Origin of the sequence: Phenylobacterium sp. (genome assembly GCF_036502675.1) — a bacterium.
Classification (GTDB): Bacteria; Pseudomonadota; Alphaproteobacteria; order Caulobacterales; family Caulobacteraceae; genus Phenylobacterium.
Genome location: NZ_DASXYF010000094.1, coordinates 20417 through 45407, shown reverse-complemented (window position 1 = coordinate 45407; position 24991 = coordinate 20417). Strand labels below are relative to the sequence as shown.

The 24991-nt window shown below is 70.2% G+C and carries 23 protein-coding genes; 12 read left to right on the top strand and 11 right to left on the bottom strand.

Features of this window, described 5'->3' with window-relative positions:
• The first annotated feature begins 126 nt into the window (after positions 1-126).
• Genes VGL30_RS12010 through VGL30_RS12000 form a run of 3 tightly spaced genes read left to right on the top strand, consistent with a single transcriptional unit; the run spans position 127 to position 4442 of the window.
• Positions 127-1800: an electron transfer flavoprotein-ubiquinone oxidoreductase gene (locus tag VGL30_RS12010; RefSeq protein WP_331540230.1), complete on the top strand. Its 1674-nt coding sequence runs from the start codon at positions 127-129 to the stop codon at positions 1798-1800.
• Positions 1801-1848: 48 nt separating this feature from the next.
• Positions 1849-3546: a tetratricopeptide repeat protein gene (locus tag VGL30_RS12005; protein ID WP_331540229.1), complete on the top strand. Its 1698-nt coding sequence runs from the start codon at positions 1849-1851 to the stop codon at positions 3544-3546.
• Between the two features lie 5 nt (positions 3547-3551).
• Positions 3552-4442, top strand: coding sequence for a 4-(cytidine 5'-diphospho)-2-C-methyl-D-erythritol kinase (locus VGL30_RS12000; protein WP_331540228.1), 891 nt, complete (start codon positions 3552-3554; stop codon positions 4440-4442).
• Positions 4443-4508: 66 nt separating this feature from the next.
• Here the strand turns inward: VGL30_RS12000 and VGL30_RS11995 are convergent, their stop codons facing one another.
• Together VGL30_RS11995 and VGL30_RS11990 are read right to left on the bottom strand one after the other, a co-directional pair.
• Positions 4509-5939 carry an ammonium transporter gene (locus tag VGL30_RS11995; RefSeq protein ID WP_331540227.1) on the bottom strand — a complete coding sequence of 477 codons (1431 nt, stop codon included), beginning with the start codon at positions 5937-5939 and terminating at the stop codon, positions 4509-4511.
• A 34-nt stretch (positions 5940-5973) separates the two neighbouring features.
• Positions 5974-6312, bottom strand: a complete 339-nt coding sequence (locus VGL30_RS11990; RefSeq protein WP_331540226.1) for a P-II family nitrogen regulator — start codon at positions 6310-6312, stop codon at positions 5974-5976.
• Positions 6313-6702: 390 nt separating this feature from the next.
• Between VGL30_RS11990 and VGL30_RS11985 the strand changes: the two genes are divergently transcribed.
• From VGL30_RS11985 to VGL30_RS11955, 7 genes are all read left to right on the top strand, one after another.
• Positions 6703-7377: a fasciclin domain-containing protein gene (locus tag VGL30_RS11985; RefSeq protein WP_331540225.1), complete on the top strand. Its 675-nt coding sequence runs from the start codon at positions 6703-6705 to the stop codon at positions 7375-7377.
• Between the two features lie 75 nt (positions 7378-7452).
• Positions 7453-7800 carry a hypothetical protein gene (locus VGL30_RS11980; protein WP_331540224.1) on the top strand — a complete coding sequence of 116 codons (348 nt, stop codon included), beginning with the start codon at positions 7453-7455 and terminating at the stop codon, positions 7798-7800.
• Between the two features lie 84 nt (positions 7801-7884).
• Positions 7885-8787 carry a glycine--tRNA ligase subunit alpha gene (locus VGL30_RS11975; protein ID WP_331540223.1) on the top strand — a complete coding sequence of 301 codons (903 nt, stop codon included), beginning with the start codon at positions 7885-7887 and terminating at the stop codon, positions 8785-8787.
• A gap of 167 nt (positions 8788-8954) precedes the next feature.
• Complete coding sequence (gene glyS, locus VGL30_RS11970) at positions 8955-11237, top strand: glycine--tRNA ligase subunit beta (protein WP_331540222.1); 2283 nt, start codon at positions 8955-8957, stop codon at positions 11235-11237.
• Between the two features lie 10 nt (positions 11238-11247).
• Positions 11248-13944, top strand: a complete 2697-nt coding sequence (gene ppdK / locus VGL30_RS11965) for a pyruvate, phosphate dikinase (RefSeq protein ID WP_331540221.1) — start codon at positions 11248-11250, stop codon at positions 13942-13944.
• An 87-nt stretch (positions 13945-14031) separates the two neighbouring features.
• Complete coding sequence (locus VGL30_RS11960) at positions 14032-15237, top strand: M48 family metallopeptidase (RefSeq protein WP_331540219.1); 1206 nt, start codon at positions 14032-14034, stop codon at positions 15235-15237.
• A gap of 170 nt (positions 15238-15407) precedes the next feature.
• Positions 15408-15965, top strand: coding sequence for an outer membrane beta-barrel protein (locus VGL30_RS11955; protein ID WP_331540217.1), 558 nt, complete (start codon positions 15408-15410; stop codon positions 15963-15965).
• A gap of 202 nt (positions 15966-16167) precedes the next feature.
• Here VGL30_RS11955 and VGL30_RS11950 read toward each other — a convergent pair whose 3' ends face one another.
• The 3 genes from VGL30_RS11950 to VGL30_RS11940 are packed head-to-tail and all read right to left on the bottom strand — an operon-like array spanning position 16168 to position 18274.
• Positions 16168-17163 carry an NUDIX hydrolase gene (locus VGL30_RS11950; protein ID WP_331540215.1) on the bottom strand — a complete coding sequence of 332 codons (996 nt, stop codon included), beginning with the start codon at positions 17161-17163 and terminating at the stop codon, positions 16168-16170.
• Complete coding sequence (locus VGL30_RS11945; protein WP_331540213.1) at positions 17160-17672, bottom strand: hypothetical protein; 513 nt, start codon at positions 17670-17672, stop codon at positions 17160-17162. Before VGL30_RS11945 ends, VGL30_RS11950 begins: the two co-directional genes overlap by 4 nt.
• Before the next feature lie 8 nt (positions 17673-17680).
• The gene (locus VGL30_RS11940; RefSeq protein ID WP_331540241.1) at positions 17681-18274 is read right to left on the bottom strand and encodes an HD family hydrolase; all 594 of its coding nucleotides are present in this window, start codon (positions 18272-18274) and stop codon (positions 17681-17683) included.
• A gap of 160 nt (positions 18275-18434) precedes the next feature.
• Between VGL30_RS11940 and VGL30_RS11935 the strand changes: the two genes are divergently transcribed.
• Positions 18435-19247 carry a universal stress protein gene (locus VGL30_RS11935; protein ID WP_331540211.1) on the top strand — a complete coding sequence of 271 codons (813 nt, stop codon included), beginning with the start codon at positions 18435-18437 and terminating at the stop codon, positions 19245-19247.
• A gap of 16 nt (positions 19248-19263) precedes the next feature.
• Entirely contained in the window at positions 19264-19638 is a 375-nt protein-coding gene (locus tag VGL30_RS11930) for a hypothetical protein (protein ID WP_331540209.1), read from the top strand.
• 125 nt (positions 19639-19763) lie between these two features.
• On the opposite strand, the gene VGL30_RS11925 is transcribed toward VGL30_RS11930, so the two are convergent.
• The 6 genes from VGL30_RS11925 to VGL30_RS11900 form a co-directional block, all read right to left on the bottom strand.
• Complete coding sequence (locus VGL30_RS11925) at positions 19764-20408, bottom strand: glutathione S-transferase family protein (protein WP_331540207.1); 645 nt, start codon at positions 20406-20408, stop codon at positions 19764-19766.
• Positions 20405-20845, bottom strand: a complete 441-nt coding sequence (locus VGL30_RS11920) for an SRPBCC domain-containing protein (protein ID WP_331540205.1) — start codon at positions 20843-20845, stop codon at positions 20405-20407. Before VGL30_RS11920 ends, VGL30_RS11925 begins: the two co-directional genes overlap by 4 nt.
• Positions 20842-21180, bottom strand: a complete 339-nt coding sequence (locus tag VGL30_RS11915; protein ID WP_331540203.1) for a metalloregulator ArsR/SmtB family transcription factor — start codon at positions 21178-21180, stop codon at positions 20842-20844. The genes VGL30_RS11920 and VGL30_RS11915 overlap by 4 nt, the downstream gene beginning before the upstream one ends.
• A gap of 287 nt (positions 21181-21467) precedes the next feature.
• Positions 21468-22340, bottom strand: coding sequence for a MoxR family ATPase (locus VGL30_RS11910; protein WP_331540201.1), 873 nt, complete (start codon positions 22338-22340; stop codon positions 21468-21470).
• A 148-nt stretch (positions 22341-22488) separates the two neighbouring features.
• Entirely contained in the window at positions 22489-22977 is a 489-nt protein-coding gene (locus tag VGL30_RS11905) for a hypothetical protein (protein ID WP_331540199.1), read from the bottom strand.
• A 57-nt stretch (positions 22978-23034) separates the two neighbouring features.
• Positions 23035-24795, bottom strand: a complete 1761-nt coding sequence (locus VGL30_RS11900; protein ID WP_331540197.1) for a tetratricopeptide repeat protein — start codon at positions 24793-24795, stop codon at positions 23035-23037.
• Positions 24796-24991: the final 196 nt, after the last annotated feature.

Genomic DNA, 24991 nt, shown 5'->3' with positions numbered 1-24991 from the left:
GTTGTTTCCCTGGGTGCGGCGGCGTTCATGCTTGACCGCCTGCGTGCGACATTCCGATAAGTCGCGCCACGGATCAACGCTGCGAGAGGCCGAGGGGGCTCCTCGCGCGGCAAGGAGACTGAGATCATGACCGAGGCCGTCGAACGCGAGGCCATGGACTATGACGTCGTGATCGTCGGCGGCGGGCCGGCGGGCCTCGCCGCGGCGATCCGCCTGAAGCAGCAGGCCGAGGCGGCGGGCGCCGAGATCAGTGTGGCCCTGCTGGAGAAAGGTTCGGAGGTCGGGGCCCACATCCTGTCGGGCGCGGTGATCGACCCGATCGCCATGAACGAGCTGTTCCCCAACTGGAAGGAGCTGGGCGCGCCGCTGGAGACGCCGGTCACGGAGGACAAGTTTCTGTTCCTCGGCCCGCAGGGCGAGCTGGACCTGGGCTTCGTGCCGTTCCCGAAGTTCGTGCTGAACCACGGCAACTACATCGCCTCCCTGGCCAACGTCTGCCGCTGGCTGGCGACCCAGGCCGAGGCACTGGGCGTGGAGGTCTATCCCGGCATGGCCGCCTCGCAGCTGGTCTACCGCGAGGACGGCTCGGTGAAGGGCGTCGTGGCCGGGGTGTTCGGCGTCGGCAAGGACGGCCAGCCCAAGCCGGACTACCAGCCGGGCATCGAGCTCAACGGCAAATATGTGTTCATCGCCGAGGGCGCCCGCGGCTACCTGGCCAAGCAACTGGCGGCCAAGTTCGGCCTCGAGGACAACTGCGACCCGCAGAAGTTCGGCATCGGACTGAAGGAGGTCTGGCAGATCCCCGACGCGGCCTTCGTGCCCGGCTACGTGCAGCACACCTTCGGCTGGCCGCTGGACAACGCCACCGGCGGCGGCAGCTTCATGTACCACTTCGGGGACAATTACGTGGCCTTGGGCTTCGTGGTGCACCTGAACTACAAGAACCCCTGGCTCTCACCCTTCGACGAGTTCCAGCGCTGGAAGCAGCACCCGTCGGTGCGCAAGTTCCTGGAGGGCGGCAAGCGCATCGCCTACGGCGCGCGCGCCATCACCGAGGGCGGTTACCAGTCGGTGCCGCAGCTGCACTTCCCGGGCGGCGTGCTGATCGGCTGCTCGGCCGGCTTCGTGAACCTGCCGCGCATCAAGGGCAGCCATAACGCCATGAAGACCGGCATGCTGGCCGCCGAGGCCGCCTTCGCCGCCATCCAGGCCGGCCGCGAGGGCGACGAGCTGGTCGAATACCAGACCGCCTACGACAATTCCTGGGTCAAGCAGGAGCTCAAGGTCGTCCGCAACGTCAAGCCGCTGCTCACCCGGTTCGGCACCCTCGCGGGCCTGCTGCTGGGCGGGATCGACATGACCATCGCCAGCCTCACCAAGGGCTTCTCGCTGTTCGGCACCCTGCACCACACCAAGACCGACGCGGCCTCCACGGGCCTGGCGAAGGATTACGAGCCGATCGTCTATCCCAAGCCCGACGGCGAGATCAGCTTCGACAAGCTGTCCTCGGTGTTCCTGTCCTCCACCATGCACGAGGAGGACGAGCCGTCGCACCTGAAGCTGAAGGACCCCTCGATCCCGATCTCGCTCAACCTGCCCCGCTACGGCGAGCCCGCCCGCCTGTATTGCCCGGCGGGGGTCTACGAGGTGCTGTACGACGAGCAGGGATACAATCCGCGGTTCCAGATCAACTTCCAGAACTGCGTCCACTGCAAGACCTGCGACATCAAGGACCCGACGCAGAACATCGTCTGGACCACGCCGCAGGGCGGGGAAGGGCCCAACTATCCGAATATGTGACGCGAGGGGCGCTTGCGGCGGGCGTTCAAAGCGACGAAGGGTCCTTTCATGCGTAACGCGTTCCTGAGCCTCCCCCTGCTGCTGCTGGCGGCCTGCGCCACCTCCCAGAGCCCGACGGCCGCCGCCGGGCCGGACTCGCCCGCCAGCCATTCCGCCTACGGTCTCTTCCTGGCGGGCGAAGGGGCGATGAACGACGGCCGCAGCCACGAGGCCGGCGAGTTCTTCAGCCACGTACGGTCGGGCGGCGAGGACGAGGGCCTCGTGGGCGAGCGCGCCTTCACCGCCGCCCTGCTGGCCGGCGAGGTGGACAAGGCCGCCGCGCTGGCCCCCGACGGCGAGCAGGTGTCGGAGGGCGCCAAGCGCCTCGCCCTGCTGGTCAAGGCCGTGAAGGCCATGGCCGACGGCGACGGCAAGGCCGCCAAGGTGCTCCTATCCGGCGAGGAGATCGGCTTCCCGCACCGTCCGGCCGCCGCCCTGCTGGCGCCCTGGGCCTCCGCCATGGCCGGCGACGTGGACGGCTCCGTGGTGCGGCCCGAGGTGCGCGGCGACAAGCTGGTCGACTACTTCGGCCAGCTCGGCCAAGCCTACCTCTTCGAGCGCGCCAGGCGCTACGACGAGGCCGAGACTGACTTCAAGGCGGTGACCGGAAGCGACAGGCCCGGCGAGATGGTGGTGCTGGCCTACGGCGGCTTCCTGGAGCGTCGCGCCCGGCGCGCCGACGCCATCGCCCTCTATGACGCGAGCCTGGCCCGCGATCCGGACAGCCAGGGGCTGAAGGCGGCCCGCGAGCGGACGGCGGCGAACAAGCCCGCCCCGCCGGCCCCGACCCTGAAGCAGGGCGCGGCCCAGGCCCTGCTGGCGCCGGCGGCCACCATGCTGGCGGCCAAGCAGAACCAGCTGGCGCTGGCCGACCTTCGGCTGGCGCTGCGCCTCGACCCGGACCGCGACGAGGCCTGGGTGATGGTGGGCGACGTCAAGGCCGACGAGGGCGACCAGGAGGCCGCCCGCGCCGCCTACGGCATGCCCAAGCCGGGTTCGCTGGAATATCCGTCCGCCCGCGCCAAGCTCGCCTGGACCTACCAGGCCGACAAGGACACCGCCACCGCGCTGAAGCTGGCCCGCGAGGGCGCGGCTTCCGGCGACACGGACGCGCGGCTGACGCTGGCCGACCTCCTGCGGGTCAACGAGCAGTACGAGGAATCGGCGCAGATCGTCTCGGCCCTGATCGCCCAGTCCAAGTCGCCCGAATGGCGGCTGCTCTACGCCAGAGGCGTCGCCTACGAGCGCCTGGACCGCTGGCCCGAGGCCGAGCGCGACCTGGAGGCCGCCCTGAAGCTGCAGCCGGACGAGCCGGAGCTGCTCAACTACCTGGGCTACTCCTGGATCGACCGCGGCATACGCCTGAAGGAGGCGCTGGCCATGGTGCAGAAGGCGGTGGCCGCCAACCCCAAGTCCGGGGCGATGACCGATTCCCTGGGCTGGGCCTATTACCGACTGGGCGATTACAGGAAGGCCGTCGAACTGCTGGAGACCGCCGTCGAGCTCGAAGCCGGCGAGCCGGAAATCAACGACCACCTGGGCGACGCCTACTGGCGGGTCGGCCGCCGCGACGAGGCCCGCTTCCAGTGGCGCCGCGTCCTGACCCTCGACCCCGAACCGAAGATCAAGGCCGGCGCCATGGCCAAGCTGGAGGCCGGGCTGGGCCCTACGGGACCGGCCAGCAAGCCCAAGCTCGCCGGGCAATAGCCGCTGTGGGCCGGTCCGCCTTCGCGCCCGCCAAGGTGAACCTGTTCCTGCACGTGGGCGCGCCGGACGCGGACGGCCACCATCCGCTCTGCAGCCTGATGGTGTTCGCCGACTGCGGCGACCGCCTGCGGGCGGGCCCGGCGGAGGCCCCTTCGCTGCAGGTCGACGGCCCGTTCGCCCACGAGATGGGGGAGCCCTTCGACAACCTGGTCTCCCGGGCCGCACGCGCCCTGGTCGCCAGGGCCGGCGGGCCGGTGGCGCCGATGGCGGTGACGCTGGAGAAGCTGTTGCCGGTGGCCGCGGGCCTGGGCGGCGGCTCGAGCGACGCCGGCGCGGCGCTGCGCCTGCTGCGCGAAGCCCTGGGGATCGCCATCTCCGACGCCGTCCTCACCGAGTTGGCCGCGGGCCTGGGCGCCGACGGCGCGGCCTGCCTGTTCGGCCGGCCGGTGCTGGCGGAGGGGCGGGGCGAGCGGCTGTCGCCGGCCCCCGCCATGCCGGTCCTGGACGCGGTCCTGGTCAACCCGCGGGTCGCCCTCTCCACCGCCGAGGTCTACCGCGCCCTGGACGCCGCCGGCCGGTTCGGCGACGTGACGCCGCCCTGGACGCCGGACGCCTTCGAGAGCGCCGCGGAACTGGCCGCCTGGCTCGGCGGCGCCCGCAACGATCTGCAGGCCCCGGCCGTGGCCCTGGCCCCCGAGGTGGGCGCGGTGCTGGAGACGCTGGCCGACGAGCCGGAGACCCTGCTGGCGCGGATGAGCGGCTCCGGCGCCACCTGCTTCGCCCTCTGCCCCGGCGACATCGAGGCGCAAGCCCTGGCCGAGCGCCTGGAAGCCATGGCCCCGGGCTGGTGGGTCCGCCGCTGCCGGCTGGGCGGCCCCTGGCCCGACGAGACCTGAGGCGCCCAAACGAAAACGGGGGCCCCGAAGGACCCCCGTTCCGTAGGTTCCCCTCTCGGGCGAAGGCTATTCGTGCAGCGCCTCGCCGTGCAGCGCCATGTCGAGGCCCTCGACCTCGCTTTCCTCCGACACCCGCAGGCCCGTGGTGAACTTGCAGATGTAGAGGATCACCAGGGTGGCGACCGCCGTCCAGATGATGGTGACGCCCACACCCTTGGCCTGGGTGATGATGCTGTGGTCCTTGCCGAGCGCATTGATCGCCGGGTCGGCCAGCACGCCGGTGAGCAGGGCGCCGGCGATGCCGCCGATGCCGTGCACGCCGAAGGCGTCGAGGCTGTCGTCATACTTGAACGCCCGCTTGATCCAGACCGCGCCAGCGTAGCAGACCACGCCCGCGACGAGGCCGATGATCAGCGCGCCCTGCGGGTTCACGAAGCCGGCCGCCGGCGTGATGGCCACCAGGCCCGCGACCGCGCCCGAGGCCAGGCCCAGCATGCCGGGTTTCTTGCGCTCGAACCATTCCACGACCATCCAGGACAGCGCCGCGGCGGCGGTGGCCACCTGGGTGTTCAGCATGGCGATGCCCGCCAGCGCGTTGGAGGCCACGGCCGAACCGGCGTTGAAGCCGAACCAGCCGACCCACAGCAGGCTCGCGCCGATCATGGTGAAGACCAGGTTCGACGGAGCCATGTTCTCCGAGCCGTAGCCCTTGCGCTTGCCGAGGACGAGCGCGCACATCAGGCCGGCGACGCCTGCGTTGATGTGCACGACGGTGCCGCCCGCGAAGTCCAGCACGCCGGCCGCGCCCAGGAAACCGCCGCCCCACACCCAGTGCGCGATCGGCATGTAGACGAAGATCGCCCAGAGGGTCATGAACAGGATCAGCGCCGAGAACTTCATCCGCTCGGCGAAGGCGCCCGCGATCAGCGCCGGGGTGATGATCGCGAAGGTCATCTGGAACATCACGAACACCGATTCAGGGATCGTGGCGGCCAGGCTGTTGGTGCTGGTCATGGTCACGGCGGACAGGAACAGGTTCCCGAACCCGCCGATGTACTTGTTGAGGTTCGCATCGGGGTTGGTGGTGAACGCCCCCGAATAGCCCACGACCATCCAGACGATCGTCACCAGGCAGGTGATGACGAACGACTGGGCGACGGTGGCGATGATGTTCTTCCGCCGCACCATGCCGCCGTAGAACAGGGCGAGGCCGGGAATGGTCATCATCAGCACGATGGCCGTGGAGGTGAGCATCCACGCCGTGTCGCCGGTGTCGAGCTTGGGCGCGGGCGCAGCCGCCGGAGCGGCTTCCGCGGGCGCAGCGACCGCGGCGGGCGCAGCGTCCGGCGCAGGCGCGGCCGCCTCGGGCGCCGCAGCGGCCGGAGCCGCCGCCGGCGGGGCCGCGTCCTGGGCCATGGCCGGCAGCGCGAACGGCGCTCCGGCCAGCATGGCGGCGGCGAACAGGCCAGCCAGCCGGTTTAATCCTCTGGATATCATGATTGTCCCCTTGTCCCGATGAGTTGGCGCGCCCTCAGAGGGCGGCGGTTCCGGTCTCGCCGGTCCGAATGCGCACGGCGTCCTCGACGTTGACGACGAAGATCTTGCCGTCGCCGATCTTGCCAGTGGCCGCGGCCGCCTTGACGGCCTCCACGGCCTTGGCGGCGGCGGAGTCGTCGACCACCGCCTCCAGCTTCACCTTGGGCACGAAGTTCACCTGGTACTCAGCGCCCCGGTAGATTTCGGTCTGGCCCTTCTGGCGGCCGTAGCCCTTCACCTCAGAAACCGTCAGGCCTTCGACACCGGCCGCTACGAGCGCTTCGCGCACGTCGTCCAGCTTGAAAGGTTTGACGATCGCAATGATCAGTTTCATCCGCTCGCTCCCGCGCGGCCAAAGCCCGACACGCGCCCCTCGTGTTGTTTCCATCGGTCATGGACGCGATGGTCCGCCGTTCGACGGCATGGCGACGCTATCGACGCTGCGGGCCCGCCATGGCGCCGCGCGACCCTCTGTAAACACGGAAAGGGGATCGGCGCCTAATATTAGGGCGTTCAGCATGAAACATGCCGAAATAAGTGGCGGAATTTTGCACGGACGACTCGCCCAAGGCGCTGCGGCGGTGGTTTTGCGGCGGCCAAATGGCGGCTTTTCACGAAGCCGTGATCGCGCGCAACCCGCCACATTTCAGCGCGTAGTGAGGCCAACCCTAGAACTATGAAGCGAACCGGCCCGAAGGGCTGGAGCAACCCAGAGAGGAATTGAATGCATCCTACGCGTCTCCTGATCGCGGCCGCGGGCTTGAGCCTGGCCGCCGGCATGGCTTCGGCCCAGACCCCCGCCGCCCAGACCTCCGCCGTCCCGGCGCCCGCGGCCCCGATGTCCGCGAGCCAGCCCGCTCCCGCCGCGGCCTCGCCGACGGCCAATAAGGTCGTCGCCAACGGCGACATCGTCCAGACGATCAAGCTGTCCGGCCAGTTCACCACCTTCGTGAAGGCTGCGGACGCCACCAACCTGACCGGCCTCCTGAAGAACAACCAGAACCTGACGGTCTTCGCGCCCACGGACGCGGCCTTCGCCGCCCTGCCGCCCGGCGAGCTCGACAAGCTGATGGCCGACAAGCCGCGCCTGCAGAAGCTGCTGACCTACCACATCATCAACGCCCGGGTGGACTCGGCGAAGATCAAGGGCGCCCGTGGCGCCGTGCCGACGGTGGCCCAGGCGCCGGTCGAGCTCGACGGCTCCGGCGGCATGCTGATGGTCAACAACGCCGACATCATCCAGCCGGACGTGATGGCCACCAACGGCATCATCCACGTGATCGACAAGGTGCTGACGCCGGACGGCGCCCAGGCGGCCGCCTCGACCGGCGCGGCGTCCCAGGCCTCGGCCACGGCGCCCGCGGCGAAGCCCGCCGGCGGCAAGGGGGGCGGGCTTTAGAACGTGAGTAGCGCGTGCGTACGGCGAGACGGGGGTTCGTCGGCTTTTGTCCCTGCAAGTCCTGGAGCGAACACCATGAAACTCAGACACCTGATCCCCTCCGCCGTCGCCGCCTCGGCGCTGCTCGCCGGCGCCGCCCTGGCGCAGGAGGCCGCCACGACGCCCCCGCCCGCCACGACCGACGCGGCCCCGCCGTCCGACGCTGCGCCGCCCGCGGCCGGCACGGCCGCCGACCCCTCCGCCGCCCCGGCCGCCATGCCGGCGCCGGCGGCCGATTCGGCGACGACCAACGCCACGCCGACGGGGGCCACGGTCACCAACATGACCCTGACCAACGGGCCCGTGCCGGACACCCCTGAGAACCGCGCGAAGTACCAGCCGCTCTCCAGGGCCGGCAAGCATTCGGCGGCCAAGGGGAACTGATCCGCCGCTCGGCGCGGCTTGAAGCGAAGGTCGGCGGGCCCTATGGTCCGCCGACTTTTTTTGCGCCCGCGAACAAGCTGCCAAATGCCTTCAGAAAAGCCGCTTTCGTTTCAGGGCCTGATCCTGAAGCTGCACGACTATTGGAGCCGCCAGGGCTGCGTGATCCTGCAGCCGCACGACGTGGAGGTGGGGGCCGGCACCCTGCATCCGGCGACGGTGCTGCGCGCCCTGGGCCCCAAGCCGTGGCGGGCGGCCTACGTGCAGCCTTCGCGCCGTCCCGGCGACGGCCGCTACGGCGAGAACCCCAACCGGCTGCAGCACTATTACCAGTACCAGGTGATCCTGAAGCCGAACCCGGACGACCTGCAGGACCTCTACCTGGGCTCGCTCGACGCCATCGGCCTGGACCTGAAGCTGCACGACATCCGCTTCGTGGAGGACGACTGGGAGAATCCCACGGTGGGCGCCTGGGGCCTCGGCTGGGAAATCTGGTGCGACGGGATGGAGGTGACGCAATACACCTACTTCCAGCAGGTGGGCGGCCTGGACGTCTCGCCGGTGGCCGGCGAGCTGACCTACGGCCTGGAGCGGCTGGCCATGTACCTGCAGGGCGTCGACCACTTCGCCGACCTGGCCTTCAACGACCCCGACGGGCCTGCGCCCATGACCTATGGCCAGGTGTTCCTGGAGAACGAGCGGCAGCACTCCACCGCCAATTTCGAGGGCTACGACGTGGCCACCCTGAAGCGGCAGTTCGAGGACATGGAGATCCAGGTCCCGCGCCTGCTGGCGATCAAGGGGCCGCAGGGCCAGGCGATCGTGCTGCCGGCCTACGACCACGTGCTGAAGGCCAGCCACCTGTTCAACCTGATGGACGCCCGGGGCGCCATAGCCGTAGCCGAGCGCCAGAGCTACATCGGCCGCATCCGCGACCTGACCAGGATGTGCGCCGAGGCCTGGGTGGCGAACGAAGGGGCGAACCGGTGATCGTCGAGCGCCATTGTCACGTTTCAAGCGTCGTCCTTTCCTCCTCTGTCCCACAGAGGACAGGGGAGGAAAAAAGGGCGAGGCCGACCGCAACCCATCGCCCCGTCGCGGCGGCTACACCCCCATCCCCGGCCCTTCCCCCATCGCGGGGGAAGGGAGGATAAAAGATGCCCCAGCTGCTTCTCGAACTGTTCTCCGAAGAGATCCCCGCGCGCATGCAGGCGCAGGCGGCCCGCGACCTCGAGCGCCTGGCGCGCGAGAAGCTGGCCGAGCAGGGCCTGCTGCCCGAGGCGCTGATGACCTTCGCCGGCCCCCGCCGCCTGACCCTGGTCGCCGAGGGCCTGCCGGCCGCCCAGGGCGACCGCGGCGAGGCGCGCAAGGGCCCGCGCGTCGGCTCGCCCGACCAGGCGATCGAGGGCTTCCTGCGCTCGACCGGCCTCTCCCGCGGGCAGCTCGTCGAGCGCGACGGGATCTATTTCGCGACCCTCGAGCGGAAGGGCCGGGCGACGGCCGAGATCGTCGCGCAGATGGTGGACGGGATCGTCCGCGGCTTCCCCTGGCCCAAGTCGATGACCTGGGGCTACGGGACCCTGCGCTGGGTGCGGCCGCTGAAGCGCATCGTCTGCGTCTTCGACGGCGCGGTCGTGCCCTTCGCCGTCGACGGGATCGAGAGCGGCGACGCCACCGAGGGGCACCGGTTCATGGGCTCGGGCCAGCCGTTCAAGGCCGGGGACTTCGACCGCTACGCCGACGGCCTCGCCAGACACTTCGTGGTCCTGGACCCCGAGGAGCGCAAGGCGCGGATCATGGACGGGGCCCGCACACTCTGCTTTGCGCGCGGCCTCGATCTGGTGGACGACGAGGGCTTGCTGGACGAAGTGGCGGGCCTGGCGGAATGGCCGACGCCGCTGCTCGGCGACATGGATCCCGCCTTCCTCGACCTGCCGCCGGAGGTGATCCGCACCTCCATGCGCAATCACCAGAAGTACTTCGCGGTGCGCGACGCCAGGACCGGCAAGCTGGCCCCGCACTTCCTCGCCGTCGCCAACATCGAGGCGCCCGACGGGGGCAAGGCGATCGCCGCCGGCAACGCCCGCGTGCTGTCGGCCAGGCTGAGCGACGCGCGGTTCTTCTGGAGCGAGGACCGCAAGCTCCCGCTGGAGGGCCGCCTGAAGAAGCTGGAGGGCGTCACCTTCCACGCCAGGCTGGGCACGCTGCGCGAGCGCGTGGAGCGGCTGGAGATGCTGGCCGCCGAGATCGCGCCCAAGGTCGGCGCCGACGTCGCCAAGGCGACGACCGCCGCGCGGCTGTGCAAGGCCGACCTCGCCACCGGCATGGTGGGCGAGTTCCCGGAGCTGCAGGGGGTGATGGGCGGCTACTACGCCCGCGAGGAGGGGCTGAGCGCCGTGGTCGCCGAGGCGATCTCCGACCACTACCGCCCGGTGGGCCCCGCCGACGAGGTTCCGGACAAGCCGGTGACCATGGCCGTGGCGCTGGCCGACAAGCTGGACACGCTCACCGCCTTCTTCGCCATCGGCGAGAAGCCCACCGGCTCGCGCGATCCCTACGCCCTGCGCCGGTCCGCGCTGGGCCTGATCCGCATCCTGCTGGCCAGCGAGGTCCGCGCCCCCGTGCGCGGCCTTGTGCAGGCCTGGTACCGTTCGCTCCGCTGCTTCGTGGACCCGGGCCGGGCGCTCTACGTCTCCACCGACCGCACCACCGCCTGGCTGGGCGCCCGCGGCCGGGCGGCGTCGCAGGAGTTCAAGGTCTACCTGCAGGAGTTCGACGAGGCCCTGCTGGAGGACAGCCCGCCGATCGTGGTGGCGATGGACGAGGAGGTCGACGTCAGGTTCGACCGCAGCCGCCGGGTCGGCGGCGGCGAGCCCGACGGCGAGGTGCAATACCGCTTCCGGCCCTATCCTGAGGTGGCCGACGACGTGCTGGCCTTCCTGGCCGAGCGGCTGAAGGTGCTGCTCCGCGACCAGGGCCGGCGGCACGACCTGGTGGACGCCGTGTTCGCCCTCGGCGACGACGACCTGGTGCGCATCGTGGCGCGGGTGAGCGCGCTGGCGCGCTTCCTCGACACCGAAGACGGCGCCAACCTGCTCGCCGGCTACAAGCGCGCCACCAACATCCTCAAGGCCGAGGAGAAGAAGGGACCGCTGCCCGCAGGCGGCGCCCTGGCCATGGCCGGCGCGCCCGCCGAGGAGGCCGCCCTGATCGCGGCGCTGAAATCCGCGGCGGAGCCGGTGGCGAACGCCCTGGCCGACGAGGATTTTGCAGGCGCCATGCGCGCCCTGGCCGGACTTCGTGCCCCGGTTGACGCCTTTTTCGACAAGGTGATGGTGAATTCCGAGGTGGCGGCCGAACGGCAGAACCGATTACGGCTTTTGGGCGAGGTCCGTGACGCCATGGGCCGCGTGGCGGACTTCTCGCAAGTGACGGGCTGAAGAGGAACGGATGAGCGCAGACACCTTAAGCAAGACGCGCTGGGTCTACGCCTTTGGCGGCGGCCGGGCCGATGGCGACGCGTCGATGAAGAACCTGCTGGGCGGCAAGGGGGCCAACCTGGCGGAGATGTCCGCCCTGGGCCTGCCGGTGCCGGCCGGCTTCACCATCACCACCGAGTGCTGCACCTACTACTACGGCCACGACAGCAGCTATCCCGACGACCTGCAGGCGCAGGTGGCGGCGGCGATGGCCACGGTGGAGCAGCAGACCGGCAAGCGCTTCGGCGACCCGGCCAACCCGCTGCTGGTCTCGGTGCGCTCCGGCGCGCGGGCCTCGATGCCGGGAATGATGGACACCGTCCTCAACCTGGGCCTCAACGACGCGACGGTCGAAGGCCTGGCCAAGCTCTCGGGCGACCGGCGCTTCGCCTTCGATTCCTACCGCCGCTTCATCCAGATGTATTCCAACGTGGTGCTCGATCTCGACCACCACATGTTCGAGGAACTGCTCGACGAGCATAAGGACCGGCTGGACGTCACCATCGACACTGCGCTCACCGCCGAGGACTGGGAGGCGGTGGTCGCCGACTACAAGGCCGCCGTCGCCCGCGAGCTCGGCCAGCCCTTCCCGCAGGACCCGCAGGCCCAGCTGTGGGGCGCGGTGGGCGCGGTGTTCGCCAGCTGGATGAACGACCGGGCCAAGTTCTACCGCCGCATGCACGACATCCCCGAGAGCTGGGGCACGGCGGTGAACGTCCAGTCCATGGTGTTCGGCAACATGGGCGACACCTCGGCCACGGGCGTGGCCTTCACCCGCAATCCCTCCACCGGCGAGAACCGCCTCTACGGCGAGTTCCTGCTCAACGCCCAGGGCGAGGACGTGGTGGCCGGCATCCGCACGCCCCAGGCGCTGACCCGCGTGGCCCGCGAGGAAATGGGCGAGAAGAACCTGTCCATGGAAGAGGCGCTCCCCGCCGTCTTCACCCAGTTCAAGTCTGTCGTCGAGACGCTCGAGAAGCACTATCGCGACATGCAGGACATCGAGTTCACGGTGGAGAAGGGGCGTCTGTACATGCTGCAGACGCGCAACGGCAAACGCACCGCCAAGGCGGCGCTGAAAGTCGCCGTCGACCTGGCCTCCGAGGGCCTGATCACCCGCGAGGAAGCGGTGATGCGGGTGGATCCGTCGTCGCTGGACCAGCTGCTGCACCCCACCATCGACCCGTCGAGCCCCCGCTCGGTGATCGCCAGCGGCCTGCCGGCCTCGCCGGGCGCGGCCACCGGCCAGATCGTCTTCACCGCCGCCGAGGCCGAGCGCCTGGGCGGGACGGGGGGCGCCGTCATCCTGGTGCGCGAGGAGACCAGCCCTGAGGACATCCGCGGCATGGACGCCGCCCGCGGCATCGTCACCGCCCGCGGCGGCATGACCAGCCACGCCGCCGTGGTCGCCCGCGGCATGGGGCGCCCCTGCGTCTCCGGCGCCGGCGAGATGCAGATCGACATGAAGGCCGGCGAGCTGCGCGCCCGCGGCAAGATCTACCGCGCCGGCGACATCATCACCGTCGACGGCTCGACCGGCGAGGTGCTGGCCGGCGCCGTCGACATGATCGAGCCCGAGCTCTCCGGCGACTTCGCCATCCTGATGGGCTGGGCCGACGGCCTGCGCCGCCTGAAGGTCCGCGCCAACGCCGAGACGTCTGCGGACGCCCGCGCCGCCCGCCAGTTCGGCGCCGAGGGCATCGGGCTCTGCCGCACCGAGCACATGTTCTTCGACCCGGCGCGCATCGCCGCCGTGCGGGAGATGATCCTGGCTGACGACGAGGCGGGCCGCCGCGCGGCGCTGGCCAAGATCCTGCCCATGCAGCGCGACGACTTCGTCGAGCTGTTCGAGATCATGGAGGGGCTGCCGGTCACCATCCGCCTGCTGGACCCGCCGCTGCACGAGTTCCTGCCGCACACCGAGGAGGACGTGGCCGCCGTCGCCGCCGCCACCGGCTTCGACGCCGCCAAGCTGCTGCGCCGGGCCCAGGAGCTGCACGAGGTGAACCCGATGCTGGGCCACCGCGGCTGCCGGCTCGGGGTCTCCTATCCGGAGATCTACGAGATGCAGGTCCGCGCCATCATCGAGGCCGCCTGCGAGATCACCGCCCGCGGCAAGACGGCGCCGGTCCCCGAGATCATGCACCCGCTGGTCGCCAAGGGCGAGGAGATGAAGTTCCTGCGCGACCTCACCGACCGCACCGCCCGCCAGGTGATCGCCGAGAAGGGCCAGGAGATCGCCTACCTGGTGGGCACCATGATCGAGCTGCCCCGCGCCGCCATCCGCGCCGGCGACCTGGCCGAGCACGCCGAGTTCTTCTCCTTCGGCACCAACGACCTGACCCAGACCACCTTCGGCATCAGCCGGGACGACTCCGGGCGCTTCCTGGGCGCCTATGTCGAGAAGGGCATCTTCGAGCGCGACCCCTTCGTCACCATCGACCAGGAGGGCGTCGGCGACCTGATCCGCCTGGCCGTCGAGCGGGGCAGGGCCGCGCGTCCCGGCGTCAAGCTCGGCATCTGCGGCGAGCACGGCGGCGACCCCGCCTCGATCCAGTTCTGCGAGAGCGTCGGCCTGGATTACGTGAGTTGCTCCGCCTACCGCGTGCCCATCGCCCGCCTGGCCGCAGCCCAGGCCGCCGTGGGGGTGCGCGAAAAGGACCGCTGACCGCCTGCGACGGATGGCGGGATTTTCACCTGACAACGCCGTGCAACTCTGGCCTTCTCCCCGCGGGGCCGGGGAAGGGGCGAGCACATGGCGCATTCGGCTGCAATCTTCGATCCCGCCGCGGCGACCGCGGCCTATCTGGCGCAGCTGCCGCCGGAGGCCCACGCCAAGGCCCAGGCGTACACCCACGGCGGCCACTGGCTCCTGCTGTGGTCGGCGCTGGTCTCGGTGGCCGTCGCCTGGCTGCTGCTGCGCACCGGCGTCCTCGTGCGCCTGCGCCGCCGCATCGCCTCGCGCCGCCGCCGGCCGTGGCTGGCGGCGCTGGCCGTGGTCGGCGCCGGACTTGCGATCGAATCGCTCCTGGTCCTGCCATGGAACGCCTACGAGCACTGGTGGCGCGAGCGGGCCTACGGCCTGACCAGCCAGGGGTTCAGAGGCTGGCTGCTCGAGGCCCTGGCCAAGGACCTGATCTACGGCCTGATCACGCTCGCCCTGATGCTCGGCCTCTACGCCCTGATCCGCCGGGCGCCGAAACGCTGGTGGCTGTGGGGCGCCGGCGCCACCGGCGTCGTCTTCGTCCTGATGCTGGTGGTGGCCCCGGTGCTGATCCAGCCGCTGTTCAACACCTTCAAGCCCGCGCCCCCCGGGCCGGTGCGCGACGCCGTCGTGGCGCTGGCCCAGGCCAACGGCGTGCCGTCCGACAAGATCGTGATCTTCAACGGCTCCAAGCAGTCCAACCGCTACACCGCCAACGTCTCGGGCCTGTTCGGCACCGCCCGGGTGGCGATGAGCGACGTGATGTTCGCCAAGGGCGCCGACATGGCCGAGGTGCGCGGCGTCGTCGGCCATGAGATGGGCCATTACGTCCACCGCCACACCCTGTGGCTGGCGGGGGCCTACACCCTCATGGCGCTGGCCGCCTTCTTCCTGGTGGACAAGCTGTTCTTCCCCGTCCTCCACCTCACCGGCGCCGAGGGGGTGGAGGGGCTGGCCGACCCCGCCGGGATGCCGGTGATCGGCATCATCCTCACGGTCCTGGGCCTGCTGGCCACTCCGCTCACCTGCGCCATAACCCGCGAGGCCGAGTCCGACGCCGACAGGTTCTCTCTGGAGCGAGCCCACGAGCCGGACGGCCTCGCCAAGGCCCTGGTCAAGACCATCGAGTACCGCGCGGCCACGCCGTCGAAGCTGGAGGAAGTGCTGTTCTACGACCACCCGGCGGTGGGCGTGCGCATCCGCCGCTGCATGGACTGGAAGGCCGCGCACCTGGACGACCCCGCGAAGCCCCGGTAATTTCTACCTCCGGTCGTAATGGGGCGGAAATGGGACGCGCCAAGATTGTGGCCCGCCGGCCACAGGCGCCGCCGGATCGCGCCCGCGACACAGAACCGAACCCTCCGCGCCACGTTCGGAGCCCTTCAAGGGGCGGCTGGGGTGCTGAAGCGTAGAGTGGAGTAACCGTCATGAGAGCTTACATCGTCGCCGCGGCCTCGGCCGCCGTCCTCCTAGCCCTGCCGGCCGCAGCGTCCGCGCAAAGTCCCGACACCGCTTCCGGAACCAGCTTCTACGGCGGACTGGGATACGCCCAGCACGACTACGGCAAGGCGGACCTGGGGACGGTCCAGGGGCGGTTCGGCGCCCGCCTGAACCAGAACTTCGCCGTGGAGGGCGAGGTCGGCGGCGGCGTGAAGAGCGACAGCATCGACGCCGCGGGCGTCCACAGCCGTTCCAAGGTCACCCGTCAGGGCGCGGTCTATGGGGTGGGCGTTCTCCCCATCTCACCGAAGCTCGATCTGCTCGGACGGGTGGGCTACGGCGCGACCCAGGTGAAGAGCCAGGTCAACGCCGCCGGCGTCACCGATTCCGACAAGCGCACGGTGAAGTCCCTGAACTTCGGCGGCGGCGGCCAATACAACTTCGACCGCGCCAACGGCCTGCGCGCCGACTACACCCGCCAGGAAGCGTCGAACGGCGACCGCAACGCCAACGTCTGGTCCCTGGGCTACGTCCGGCGGTTCTGACCGGCGACCGGTTTTCCTCCCCCGTCCCGCAGAGGACGGGGGAGGGGCCTTCGCACCGACATTCAAGCCGTCATCGCAGCTTGTCCCGGCTGCCTATGAACACCGGTTTTCAGACCTGTCCTGGGCTTCGGTGTGCATGGGTCCCCGCATTCCGCGCTCCAGCCGAGGATGACGCTCAGGACGGCGAGCGGCGCGGCGCCCCTCACTCCCGCAGCAGCGGCAGCGACAGCCCCGACACCGGCCGTTCGCTCAGCAGCTCCCGGCGGAAGCGGAACAGCTCGGCCGGCCGGCCGCCGGTTTCGGAGTCCACCCGCCCCAGCCCCTCCACCAGCCCGGTCCGCTCCAGCGCCCGGCGAAAGTTCTGCTTGTGCAGCAGCACGCCGGCGATCGCCTCCACCGCCCGCTGCAGGGCCGACAGGGTGAACGCCTCCGGCAGCAGCTCGAACACCACCGGCCGGTACTTGAGCTTGCCCCGCAGCCGGCTCAAGGCCGTGGCCAGGATCCGCCGGTGGTCGGAGATCATCGGCTCGCCCACCGCCGCCGCCAGCGCCTCGGACAGCGCGAACGGCCCTTCGCCACGGTCGCGCACCGCCTCGGGCGCCAGCCCCGCCTCGTAGAGCAGCTCGTAGCGCTCCAGCACGCGCTCCTCGTTCCAGGGCGCGCCGTCGAGCGCGAAGAGCAGGCGCGCGCCGGCCAGCCGCCTGGCGCCCTCGGCCCCCGGCGCGGACGCGCTCCAGCGGCGCAGCGCCGCGCTGATCGGCTCCAGCGCCGGCGGCGGGCCGCAGCGCCAGTCCTCCCACGGGAAGAACCGCGACCAGGCCGACCATTCGCTGTCCGGCGCCTCGGTCTCCACCGCCGTGGGGGTCAGCGCCAGGTAGCCCACCGAGATCACCCGGGCGGCGCTCAAGCCTTCGCCCATGTCGGCGATCGGCGCGTCGCGGCCCTTGTCGCCGAAGGTGTAGAGCTGCTCCACATAGCCCAGGTCGAACCGGGTCTGCTCGGTCACGAACGCCCTCAGCGCCAGCTCGAAGGTCCGGTGCCCCGCCGGGTCGAAGGGGCCGAACGGCAGGCCCTTCGCCCGCGCCTGGCCCCCCGGCTCCCGCGGGCGCACGGTCAGGACGGCGCCGTCGCCGTCGTGGATCGCCACCACCACGGCCGACAGTCCGATGACCACCGTCGGGGCCGGCGGGCGCGTCATCCGTGGCGCGCCGCGAAGTCGAAGGGCACGCCGGAGTAGAGGCCGCTGGCCCCCATGGCCGCCACGGCGTCGACCATGCGCCCGCCGCGGCCGAGGATGTCGTCGCCCAGCGCGACGATGCGCCGGTTGGGGCTGGCGTGCGGGGCGGCCCGGCGCATGGCCATGGCGATGTCCCGCTCGCACGCCTCCGGGCTCCGCTCGCAGGCCAGCACGAAGGCGCTGGCGGTCGAGCGGCTGATCCCGGCCCAGCAGTGGATCAGCATCGGCGCCGTCTCGTCCCAGCCGCGGCCGAAGTCCAGCAGGCGCATGACCACCTGCTCGTCGGGCGCCATCAGCCCCTCCATGGGCTCGGCAATGTCGTTCACCCCCAGCCGCAGGTGCCGCTCCGCCGCCAGCCCCCCCGGGGTGTCGATCATCGTCGCCGGGTCCAGCAGGGTGACCAGGTGCGACGGCCTGCGGGCGGCGACGATCCGCTCCACCTCGCTCAGGCCGCAGACGATCAGGGTCATGGACGAGCTCACTCCGTGTCGAACGCGGCGTCGGCGCCCTGGAACCCGGCGGCCTCCGACAGCACCTGGTAGCGCTGGATATACCGCGCCTGGGCGGCCGTGGGCGCGAGGGATTCGATGTGCAGGCTGTAGCCGGCGGGGGGCGGACCGAACAGGTCCGTCGCCTCGGCGTGGGTGAAGCCCGCCAGCTGCGTCGCCTCGAAGAAGGCGCTGGCCCGGTCGGCGGCCTTGATCAGCCTCTTCACCGCCGCCGGCGTCTGCGCCGGCAGGCCGAAGCGGATGTGGATCACGCTTTCCAGCCGCGCTTCGAAGGTGCGGTAATCGATCCCCAGCGCCGCCTTGAACGGCGAGATCATATCGCCGATCACATATTCCGAGGCGTCGTGCAGCAGGGCGGCCAGCCGCCAGCGCGGCGCGATCTGCGGCTGCAGGTGCGCCACCACCTCCTCGACGACCACCGAGTGCTGGGCCACCGAGAAGGCGTGCTCGCCCAGCGTCTGGCCGTTCCAGCGCGCGACGCGCGCCAGGCCGTGGGCGATGTCCTGGATCTCGATGTCCATCGGCGACGGATCGATCAGGTCCAGCCGGCGGCCCGACAGCATTCTTTGCCAGGCGCGCGGTTCCTGGGCCCTGCGGCGCAGCCCTTTCGTCACCGGTGCGTTCCCTTCACAGTCAAGTTCGTGGCGCCGTCCAGGGCTTGAGAAAGATCAACGTATAGCGCCATCCTGCGGGCAAGACGTCGTAGGAGGAAAGGCGGACCAGATGAGTTGGGCGCGAATCATGACGCCGCTGTCGGGCGGCGAGGCCGACAAGGCCACGGTGGCGGCGGGCGCGATGCTGGCCGAACCCTTCGGCGCGGAGCTGGCGGGGGTCTACGCCCCGGCCGACGTGGCCGACGTCCTGCCCTGGATGGGCGAGGGCTTCCTGGGCGGGGTGCAGGCCACGGCGCTGGAATCGCTGAAGGAGGCCGCCGCCGTCGGCGAGGCCAAGGCCCGGGCGGCCTTCGCGGCCTGCGGCTACGGCAAGAAGCAGTTCATGTCCTTGCAGACCCCGGTATGGGCGGGGCTTTCCGCCGAAAGCCGGCTCTGCGACGTGGTGGTGTTCACCAACGACCCGGCCCGCGGCCGCGGGCCCCTGGCCGAGGCGTTCCAGCAGATGGTGGCCGACGAGCAGCGGCCGGTGCTGATCGCCCGCGAGGGCCTGAAGGTCGGCGGCACGGTGGCCGTGGCCTGGGACGGCGGCAAGGAGGCCTCCCGCGCCGCACGCCTGGCGATGCCGCTGCTGGAGAAGGCCTCGCGGGTGGTGATCCTGGCCGCGCTCAAGGCCTCCTCGCGCGGCTTCGATCCGGCCCGGCTGCAGGCCTATTGCGCCGCCCGCGGCGTGGACGCCGGGGTGCAGGTGCTCTCCGAGCCGGGCGACGCGGCGCCGGCGCTGCTGAAGGCCGCGGAAGCGGCGGGGGCCGAGATCCTGGTCGCCGGCGCCTTCGGCCACCCGCGCCTGCAGGAGTTCATCTTCGGCGGCGCCACCCGGACGTTCCTCAACTCCGAGCGGCCGTCGCTGTTCCTGTCACACTGACCACGAGGTGGAAGCCATGCCCCTGTCGCGCATCGTCATGCGGCTTGCCCGCAATCCCGGCACCGAGTTCGCGGGCGGGGACGATCACCGCGGCTACGCGCTGACGGCGCCCCTGACGCCGGAAGGGCGCCTGGACGAGGCGGTCTACGCCAAGTCCCGCGACGCCTGCACCGTGCGCCGCTTCGCGCCCGACGAGGACGCCGTCGATGGCCGCCTGGCCCGCAGGGGCTCGCGCTGGTTCTTCGACTACGACGATAGCGACACCGTCGACGACGAGCCGGTCCACCGCCTGGGCGAGCACCGCTTCGCGGTCGGCGAATACGTCACCGTCACCGACGAGGACGGCCGGCCGCTGACCTACAAGGTCGTCGAGGTGCAGCCGGCGCGGTAGCAACCCCTCGCCCCCGGAATCCGGGAGAAAGGTTGGGTGAGGGGGGCGTCTCCGCCCAGGCTGGGCTGCAGACACCCTTCACCTTCGGTGCAACAGAAGCGGCGAGGTATTCGGTGGCGCATGTATCAAGCTGCATCTGCCGCAGCAAAGTGGGCCATCTGGTCGTCGTATGCCTTCACGAAGGCCGGTCGGGCCGTGGCGCGCGCGACGTAGGCGCGGCAAGCAGGGAATTGTGCGAGCCCATCGAACCGATCGACGAGGCGCAGCACATCCGCCATGAGAATGTCGGCTACGGAGAAGGTCCCGACCAGCCATTCGCTTCCGTCCAGGACCGTTTCCATGTGCTTGAGCCGGGCCTCAAGGAAGGAGTCAAAAAACTTTCGCATTGGCGTTTCGTCGGCGTCACCCGAGAACATGAAGAAGGACCAGGGCTGGCTCGCGGCCTCGACAGAAGCGAGCGCTGCGAACAGCCATTCCTTGGCGTCGCTGCGGCCGCGCCGATCCGCGGGCATCAGCTTGTCGCTCAGCTCGCCGAGGTGGAGCAGGATCGCGCCGCTCTCGAAGATCGAGAGGTCTCCATCGGTCAGCCATGGCGCCTGGCCGAAGGGTTGGTGCGCGAAATGGCCGGGGCCCCGATCTCGAAACGGCGTGCTCTCGACCCGATAGGCCAACGCGGCCTCTTCCAGCGCCCAGCGCACCCGCAGGTCGCGCACATAGCCGCGCGGCATTTCGGGAACCCAATCGAAGGTGGTGAGGATTATGTCGCTCATGCGCAATCTCCAAGGAAGACGGGAAGCTTGTCGAGGAGGCCGTTCCAGCCTTCCTCGTGACTTGTGCGGGCCTCTTCGTCGGGCAGGTGCTCGTGGGTCAGGGTCAGCACGGTTCCGCCGTCGAACGGCTCAAGCCGGAACGTCACCAGCGACTCTCGTTCAGGCGTCCCGGGCAAGTTCCAGGTGAAGACGAGCGTCTTTTCGGGAACCACCTCTTGATAGATCCCGGTCGGGTTGTGCTCGTCGCCGTCGAGCAGCCGGAACACGACGTTGAAGCGGCCGCCCGGACGCACGTCAGCCACCACGCTGAGGGTCGGCCCCGCATCGGGACCCCACCACTGCATCATCAGCTCCGGCTGCGTGATCGCCGCCCAGACCTTGGCGGGCGCGGCCTTGATCCGGCGTACGATGGTCACGCTCGGGAGGCGGTCGGTCATTGCCCTCCATCCCCTTCAACGAGCACAGCAAGTCGATCCAGGCTTACCGCCCAGAAGCGTTCATACCGGTTGAGCCACGCCATTGCCTCCCGCATCGGCGCGGCCGAGAGGTTCACCGCCACGGTGCGGCCGGTCTTGGTCCGCGTGATCAATCCGGCATCGGACAGGACGTCCAGATGCTTCGTCATCCCGGGAAGCTTTAGCGAAAAAGGCCGCGCGAGCTCGCTGACCGAAAGCCCGGGTTCGTCCATCAGGCGCTGCAGGACGCCCCGCCGGGTGGGATCGGCCAGCGCCCAAAACGTACGGTCCATGCCCGATGTTTGATGCTTCGCCATGTAGCGAAGTATCTATTGTTTACGCTGGCGAAGTCAATCAGCGAACGCCTCCGCTACGAGAACCATTTGACGTGCTGATGTTTTCCATGGGCGCGAAAACGGTCAAAGGCTGTCTGCCGTTGAGCGGACGCAGGACCGCCGGGCTACTGACAGGCGGGGTTTGCGCACAGCCTGCGCCGCAATCCCCCATGGACTTGCATCCGGAGCATGGCGTCTTCGACGCCACCGCGCCGCGGCGCGGCCCCTCACCCAGCCTCTCCCCGCAAGCAGGGAGAGGGGTCAGGCCGCTACTTCGTCCCCGGACGCGCGTTCTGGCCTTCGCGGCGGGCCAGGAAGGCCAGGCGCTCGAACAGGTGCACGTCCTGCTCGTTCTTCAGGAGCGCCCCGTGCAGCGGCGGGATCAGCTTGGTGGGGTCCTTCTCGCGCAGGGCCTCCTCGCCGATGTCCTCGACCATCAGCAGCTTCAGCCAGTCCAGCAGCTCCGACGTCGACGGCTTCTTCTTCAGGCCCGGCACCTTACGCATGTCGTAGAAGATGCGCAGCGCCTCGGCGACCAGCTTCTGCTTGATGCCCGGATAGTGCACCTCGACGATCTCGTTCATCGTCTCGACTTCCGGGAAGCGGATGTAGTGGAAGAAGCAGCGGCGCAGGAAGGCGTCCGGCAGCTCCTTCTCGTTGTTGGAGGTGATCAGCACGATCGGGCGGATATCCGCCTTGATCGTCTCGTCGGTCTCGTAGACGTAGAACTCCATCCGGTCGAGCTCCTGCAGGAGGTCGTTCGGGAACTCGATGTCGGCCTTGTCGATCTCGTCGATCAGCAGCACCGGGCGCTTCGGCGCCTTGAAGGCCTCCCAGAGCTTGCCCTTCTTGATGTAGTTGCGGACGTCCTTGACGCCCTTCTCGCCCAGCTGGCTGTCGCGCAGCCGGGTGACCGCATCGTACTCGTAGAGCCCCTGGTGGGCCTTGGTGGTCGACTTGATGTGCCAGGTGATCAGCGGGGCGTCGAGCGCCTTGGCGATCTCGTAGGCCAGCACGGTCTTGCCGGTGCCGGGTTCGCCCTTGATCAACAGGGGACGCTCCAGCGCGATGGCCGCGTTCACGGCGACCTTCAGGTCGTCGGTGGCGACGTAGTTGTCGGTGCCTTGAAAACGTTGACTCATGAAATGTCCCTGGGCGGGGAGGCCCGCGAAAATGTCGAACAGTTGTTTCAACCGTCCAACCTAAAGGCCGGCGCGCGACATTCAAGCGGCTTCGCGGGGGCGAGCGCCAGGGAACCCAGGGACGGGCCGGCGGCGCCTCGGCCGGGGTCTAGCCGTCCGGTTTCGCCTTGCCGGAGGCGTCGGAATATCCCATCCGCTTCAGGTCGGGGTCGCTGACGCCCTTGGACTGGAAGTTGGTGAAGTCGTCCTCGCCGCCGCTCACCAGGTCCGCGTCGGCGACCTCGTCCAGGCCGTCGATGTTGTCATCGCCGTCGAGGATGTCGTCGTCGAAGGCCTGCTGCTCGTCGGTGAGGTCGGTCTCGTCGGCGGCCAGCATGTCCGGGGCGATCCGGTCGTCGTCGTCTTCGAGCAGGTCGGGGTCCAGGTCGTCGGGGTCGTACTCGCCGGCGTCCAGGGCCAGGCCCTCGTCGTCGTCCGAGTCGCCCAGCGCCTGGGTGACGTCCATCACGTCGGGCAGTTCCTCGAACGTCCGCAGCTCGGCGACCTCGCCGGCGTCATCGTCGTCGTAGTTGGTCTCGTCGAACGTCTCGGCGCGGTCCTGGTCTTCGAAGCCGCCGTCCGGGTCGATGTCGGGCATGAAGGTCTCCTGGCCGGGCGCGGCCCACGCCGCCCCGGGAGAACCCCCGCCGTCCCGTTACCGTTCCGGCCCGGCCACGAAGCGGGCGAGCGCCCCGGCGATCTCCGCCATCACCGCGTCCCAGGCGCCGTAGGTCGCCGGCGCGAACACCTTGGCCTGCGGATACCAGGGATAGCGGTCGGACCCCAGCCTGGGCCAGGCGGCCGGCGTGCTGATCAGCCAGGTGGGCGCTCCGCAGGCCGCGCCCAGGTTGAGCGTCGCGTTGGAGAAGCCCAGCACCAGGTCGACGGCGCAGCACAGCGCGGCCACGTCGTCCAGGTCCTGCTTCAGGTCGATCCCCGGCGGGGTCCAGATCTCCACGCCCAGCCGCCGCCGGGCCTCGTCCAGCTCCACGGAGCAGTCGCCGTACTGCAGACTGACGAAACTCACGCCGGGCATCGCCAGGATCGGCCGCCAGGCCTCGAACGGCGAGAAGAACCGCTGGCGGGCGCTGGTGACCATCCCGCTCTTCCAGAGGAGCCCCACCTTGCGCCCGCCGGGCGCGCGCTTCAGCACGCGCCGCCAGTGCGCCACCCGCGCAGGATCCGGCGTCAGGAACCGCTCGCGCGCCGGGAAGGCGGCGACCGACGTGCGATATTGTCGCAAAAGGTCGGCGATCGGCGCCCACAGGTCGATCGCCTGCGGGTCCTCGACGAAATGGGCGAACCGCGCCGTCCGCCCGGCGACGCTGTAGGTGGCGTGCTCGCCCACCACCGCTTCCGGGAACGAGCGCTGGAACAGCCCGACCAGCCGCTTCTCCACCGCCAGCGTCAGCTTGCCTTCGGGCCCGAGCGCCTGCGCCACGTCGGCCAGCACGTTGGCGAACAGCACTTCGTCGCCCAGCCCCTGCTCGCCCAGCACCAGCAGCGACCGGCCGGCCAGGTCCATGCCCGGCGCCCACTGCGGCCGGTCCACCTGGAAGTGGGTGACGCCGGCGAACTGCGGGTGCAGCCGGGCCTGGTACTCCTCCCAGCCCTCCTGGATGCGCCCCAGGGCGATCAGGGTGGTGGAGCGCGCCAGCCGCATCATCTGCCGCTCGTCCTCGCCCACCGGCAGGGCCATGGCGGCCTCGCAGTCGGCGAGCGCGCCCCCCGCATCCCCCAGCGCCAGCCGGCTGTTGCCCAGGTTGTAGCGCGCCTTGGCGAAGCCGGCGTCCAGCCGCAGCGCCTCCTCGAAGAAGATCCGGGCGGTCTCGAAGTCGCCCTGTTCGCTCACCACCGTGCCCAGGGCGTTCCACAGCATCGCCGCCTCGGGGTTGGCCACGATGGCGGCCCGCAGGATCTCCACCGCCTCGTCGGGCCGTCCAAGCTCGCGCACGGCGCAGGCCAGGTTGTTGGCCCCCTCGACGTGGTCGGGGTGGCGCGCCAGAAAGTGGCGGAACAGCTGCTCCGACTGCGGGAGCATCCCCATCCGGAAGGCCAGCCGGCCCAGGTCGTTGGCCACCTCGGCGTGCTCCGGCAGCAGGCTGAGCGCCGATTCGTAGCACTGCACGGAGGAGGCGAAGTCCCCGGCCTTCTCGCGGGAAAAGGCCAGCAGGTACCAGGCCAGGCCGCTGCGTTCGTCCTGCTGCAGGGCCTTCAGCGCCCAGTCGCCGCCCGCCTTGTGGTCGCCGGCGTTCAGCGCCGAGATCGCCTGCTGCAGAATCGGCTGGATGGCGAAGGCGCGCAGTTCGGCCACCGCCTCGTTCAGCCGGGCCAGCGCGTCCTTGGAGCCGGCCACGCCCGCGGCGCCCGCGGAGAAGCGCGGCGGCGTCGCCACCGCCGCGGACTGCAGCGCCACGGCGGAAATCTCGCTTCCGGGGCCCCGCCGCGGCATGGTCCGACTCCCAATCGTCTGTGGACTGGGCCATGGTTCCCCCGGTCATGCTTAACCGCGCCTTAAGGGGTGCAGCGTGTCGCAGCCGGCAATCGCCCGTTAACTCGCGGCGATTATCCCTGTCGGCGATCGCTGAGCCCGACAGGCCAGGGGAAGGTGT

Coding starts and splice junctions, on each gene's coding strand:
- VGL30_RS12010 (WP_331540230.1), top strand. CDS start 127: ATGACCGAGGCCGTCGAACGCGAGGCCATGGACTATGACGTCGTGATC.
- VGL30_RS12005 (WP_331540229.1), top strand. CDS start 1,849: ATGCGTAACGCGTTCCTGAGCCTCCCCCTGCTGCTGCTGGCGGCCTGC.
- VGL30_RS11995 (WP_331540227.1), bottom strand. CDS start 5,939: ATGATATCCAGAGGATTAAACCGGCTGGCTGGCCTGTTCGCCGCCGCC.
- VGL30_RS11990 (WP_331540226.1), bottom strand. CDS start 6,312: ATGAAACTGATCATTGCGATCGTCAAACCTTTCAAGCTGGACGACGTG.
- VGL30_RS11985 (WP_331540225.1), top strand. CDS start 6,703: ATGCATCCTACGCGTCTCCTGATCGCGGCCGCGGGCTTGAGCCTGGCC.
- VGL30_RS11980 (WP_331540224.1), top strand. CDS start 7,453: ATGAAACTCAGACACCTGATCCCCTCCGCCGTCGCCGCCTCGGCGCTG.
- VGL30_RS11975 (WP_331540223.1), top strand. CDS start 7,885: ATGCCTTCAGAAAAGCCGCTTTCGTTTCAGGGCCTGATCCTGAAGCTG.
- glyS (WP_331540222.1), top strand. CDS start 8,955: ATGCCCCAGCTGCTTCTCGAACTGTTCTCCGAAGAGATCCCCGCGCGC.
- ppdK (WP_331540221.1), top strand. CDS start 11,248: ATGAGCGCAGACACCTTAAGCAAGACGCGCTGGGTCTACGCCTTTGGC.
- VGL30_RS11960 (WP_331540219.1), top strand. CDS start 14,032: ATGGCGCATTCGGCTGCAATCTTCGATCCCGCCGCGGCGACCGCGGCC.
- VGL30_RS11955 (WP_331540217.1), top strand. CDS start 15,408: ATGAGAGCTTACATCGTCGCCGCGGCCTCGGCCGCCGTCCTCCTAGCC.
- VGL30_RS11950 (WP_331540215.1), bottom strand. CDS start 17,163: ATGACGCGCCCGCCGGCCCCGACGGTGGTCATCGGACTGTCGGCCGTG.
- VGL30_RS11945 (WP_331540213.1), bottom strand. CDS start 17,672: ATGACCCTGATCGTCTGCGGCCTGAGCGAGGTGGAGCGGATCGTCGCC.
- VGL30_RS11940 (WP_331540241.1), bottom strand. CDS start 18,274: ATGCTGTCGGGCCGCCGGCTGGACCTGATCGATCCGTCGCCGATGGAC.
- VGL30_RS11935 (WP_331540211.1), top strand. CDS start 18,435: ATGAGTTGGGCGCGAATCATGACGCCGCTGTCGGGCGGCGAGGCCGAC.
- VGL30_RS11930 (WP_331540209.1), top strand. CDS start 19,264: ATGCCCCTGTCGCGCATCGTCATGCGGCTTGCCCGCAATCCCGGCACC.
- VGL30_RS11925 (WP_331540207.1), bottom strand. CDS start 20,408: ATGAGCGACATAATCCTCACCACCTTCGATTGGGTTCCCGAAATGCCG.
- VGL30_RS11920 (WP_331540205.1), bottom strand. CDS start 20,845: ATGACCGACCGCCTCCCGAGCGTGACCATCGTACGCCGGATCAAGGCC.
- VGL30_RS11915 (WP_331540203.1), bottom strand. CDS start 21,180: ATGGCGAAGCATCAAACATCGGGCATGGACCGTACGTTTTGGGCGCTG.
- VGL30_RS11910 (WP_331540201.1), bottom strand. CDS start 22,340: ATGAGTCAACGTTTTCAAGGCACCGACAACTACGTCGCCACCGACGAC.
- VGL30_RS11905 (WP_331540199.1), bottom strand. CDS start 22,977: ATGCCCGACATCGACCCGGACGGCGGCTTCGAAGACCAGGACCGCGCC.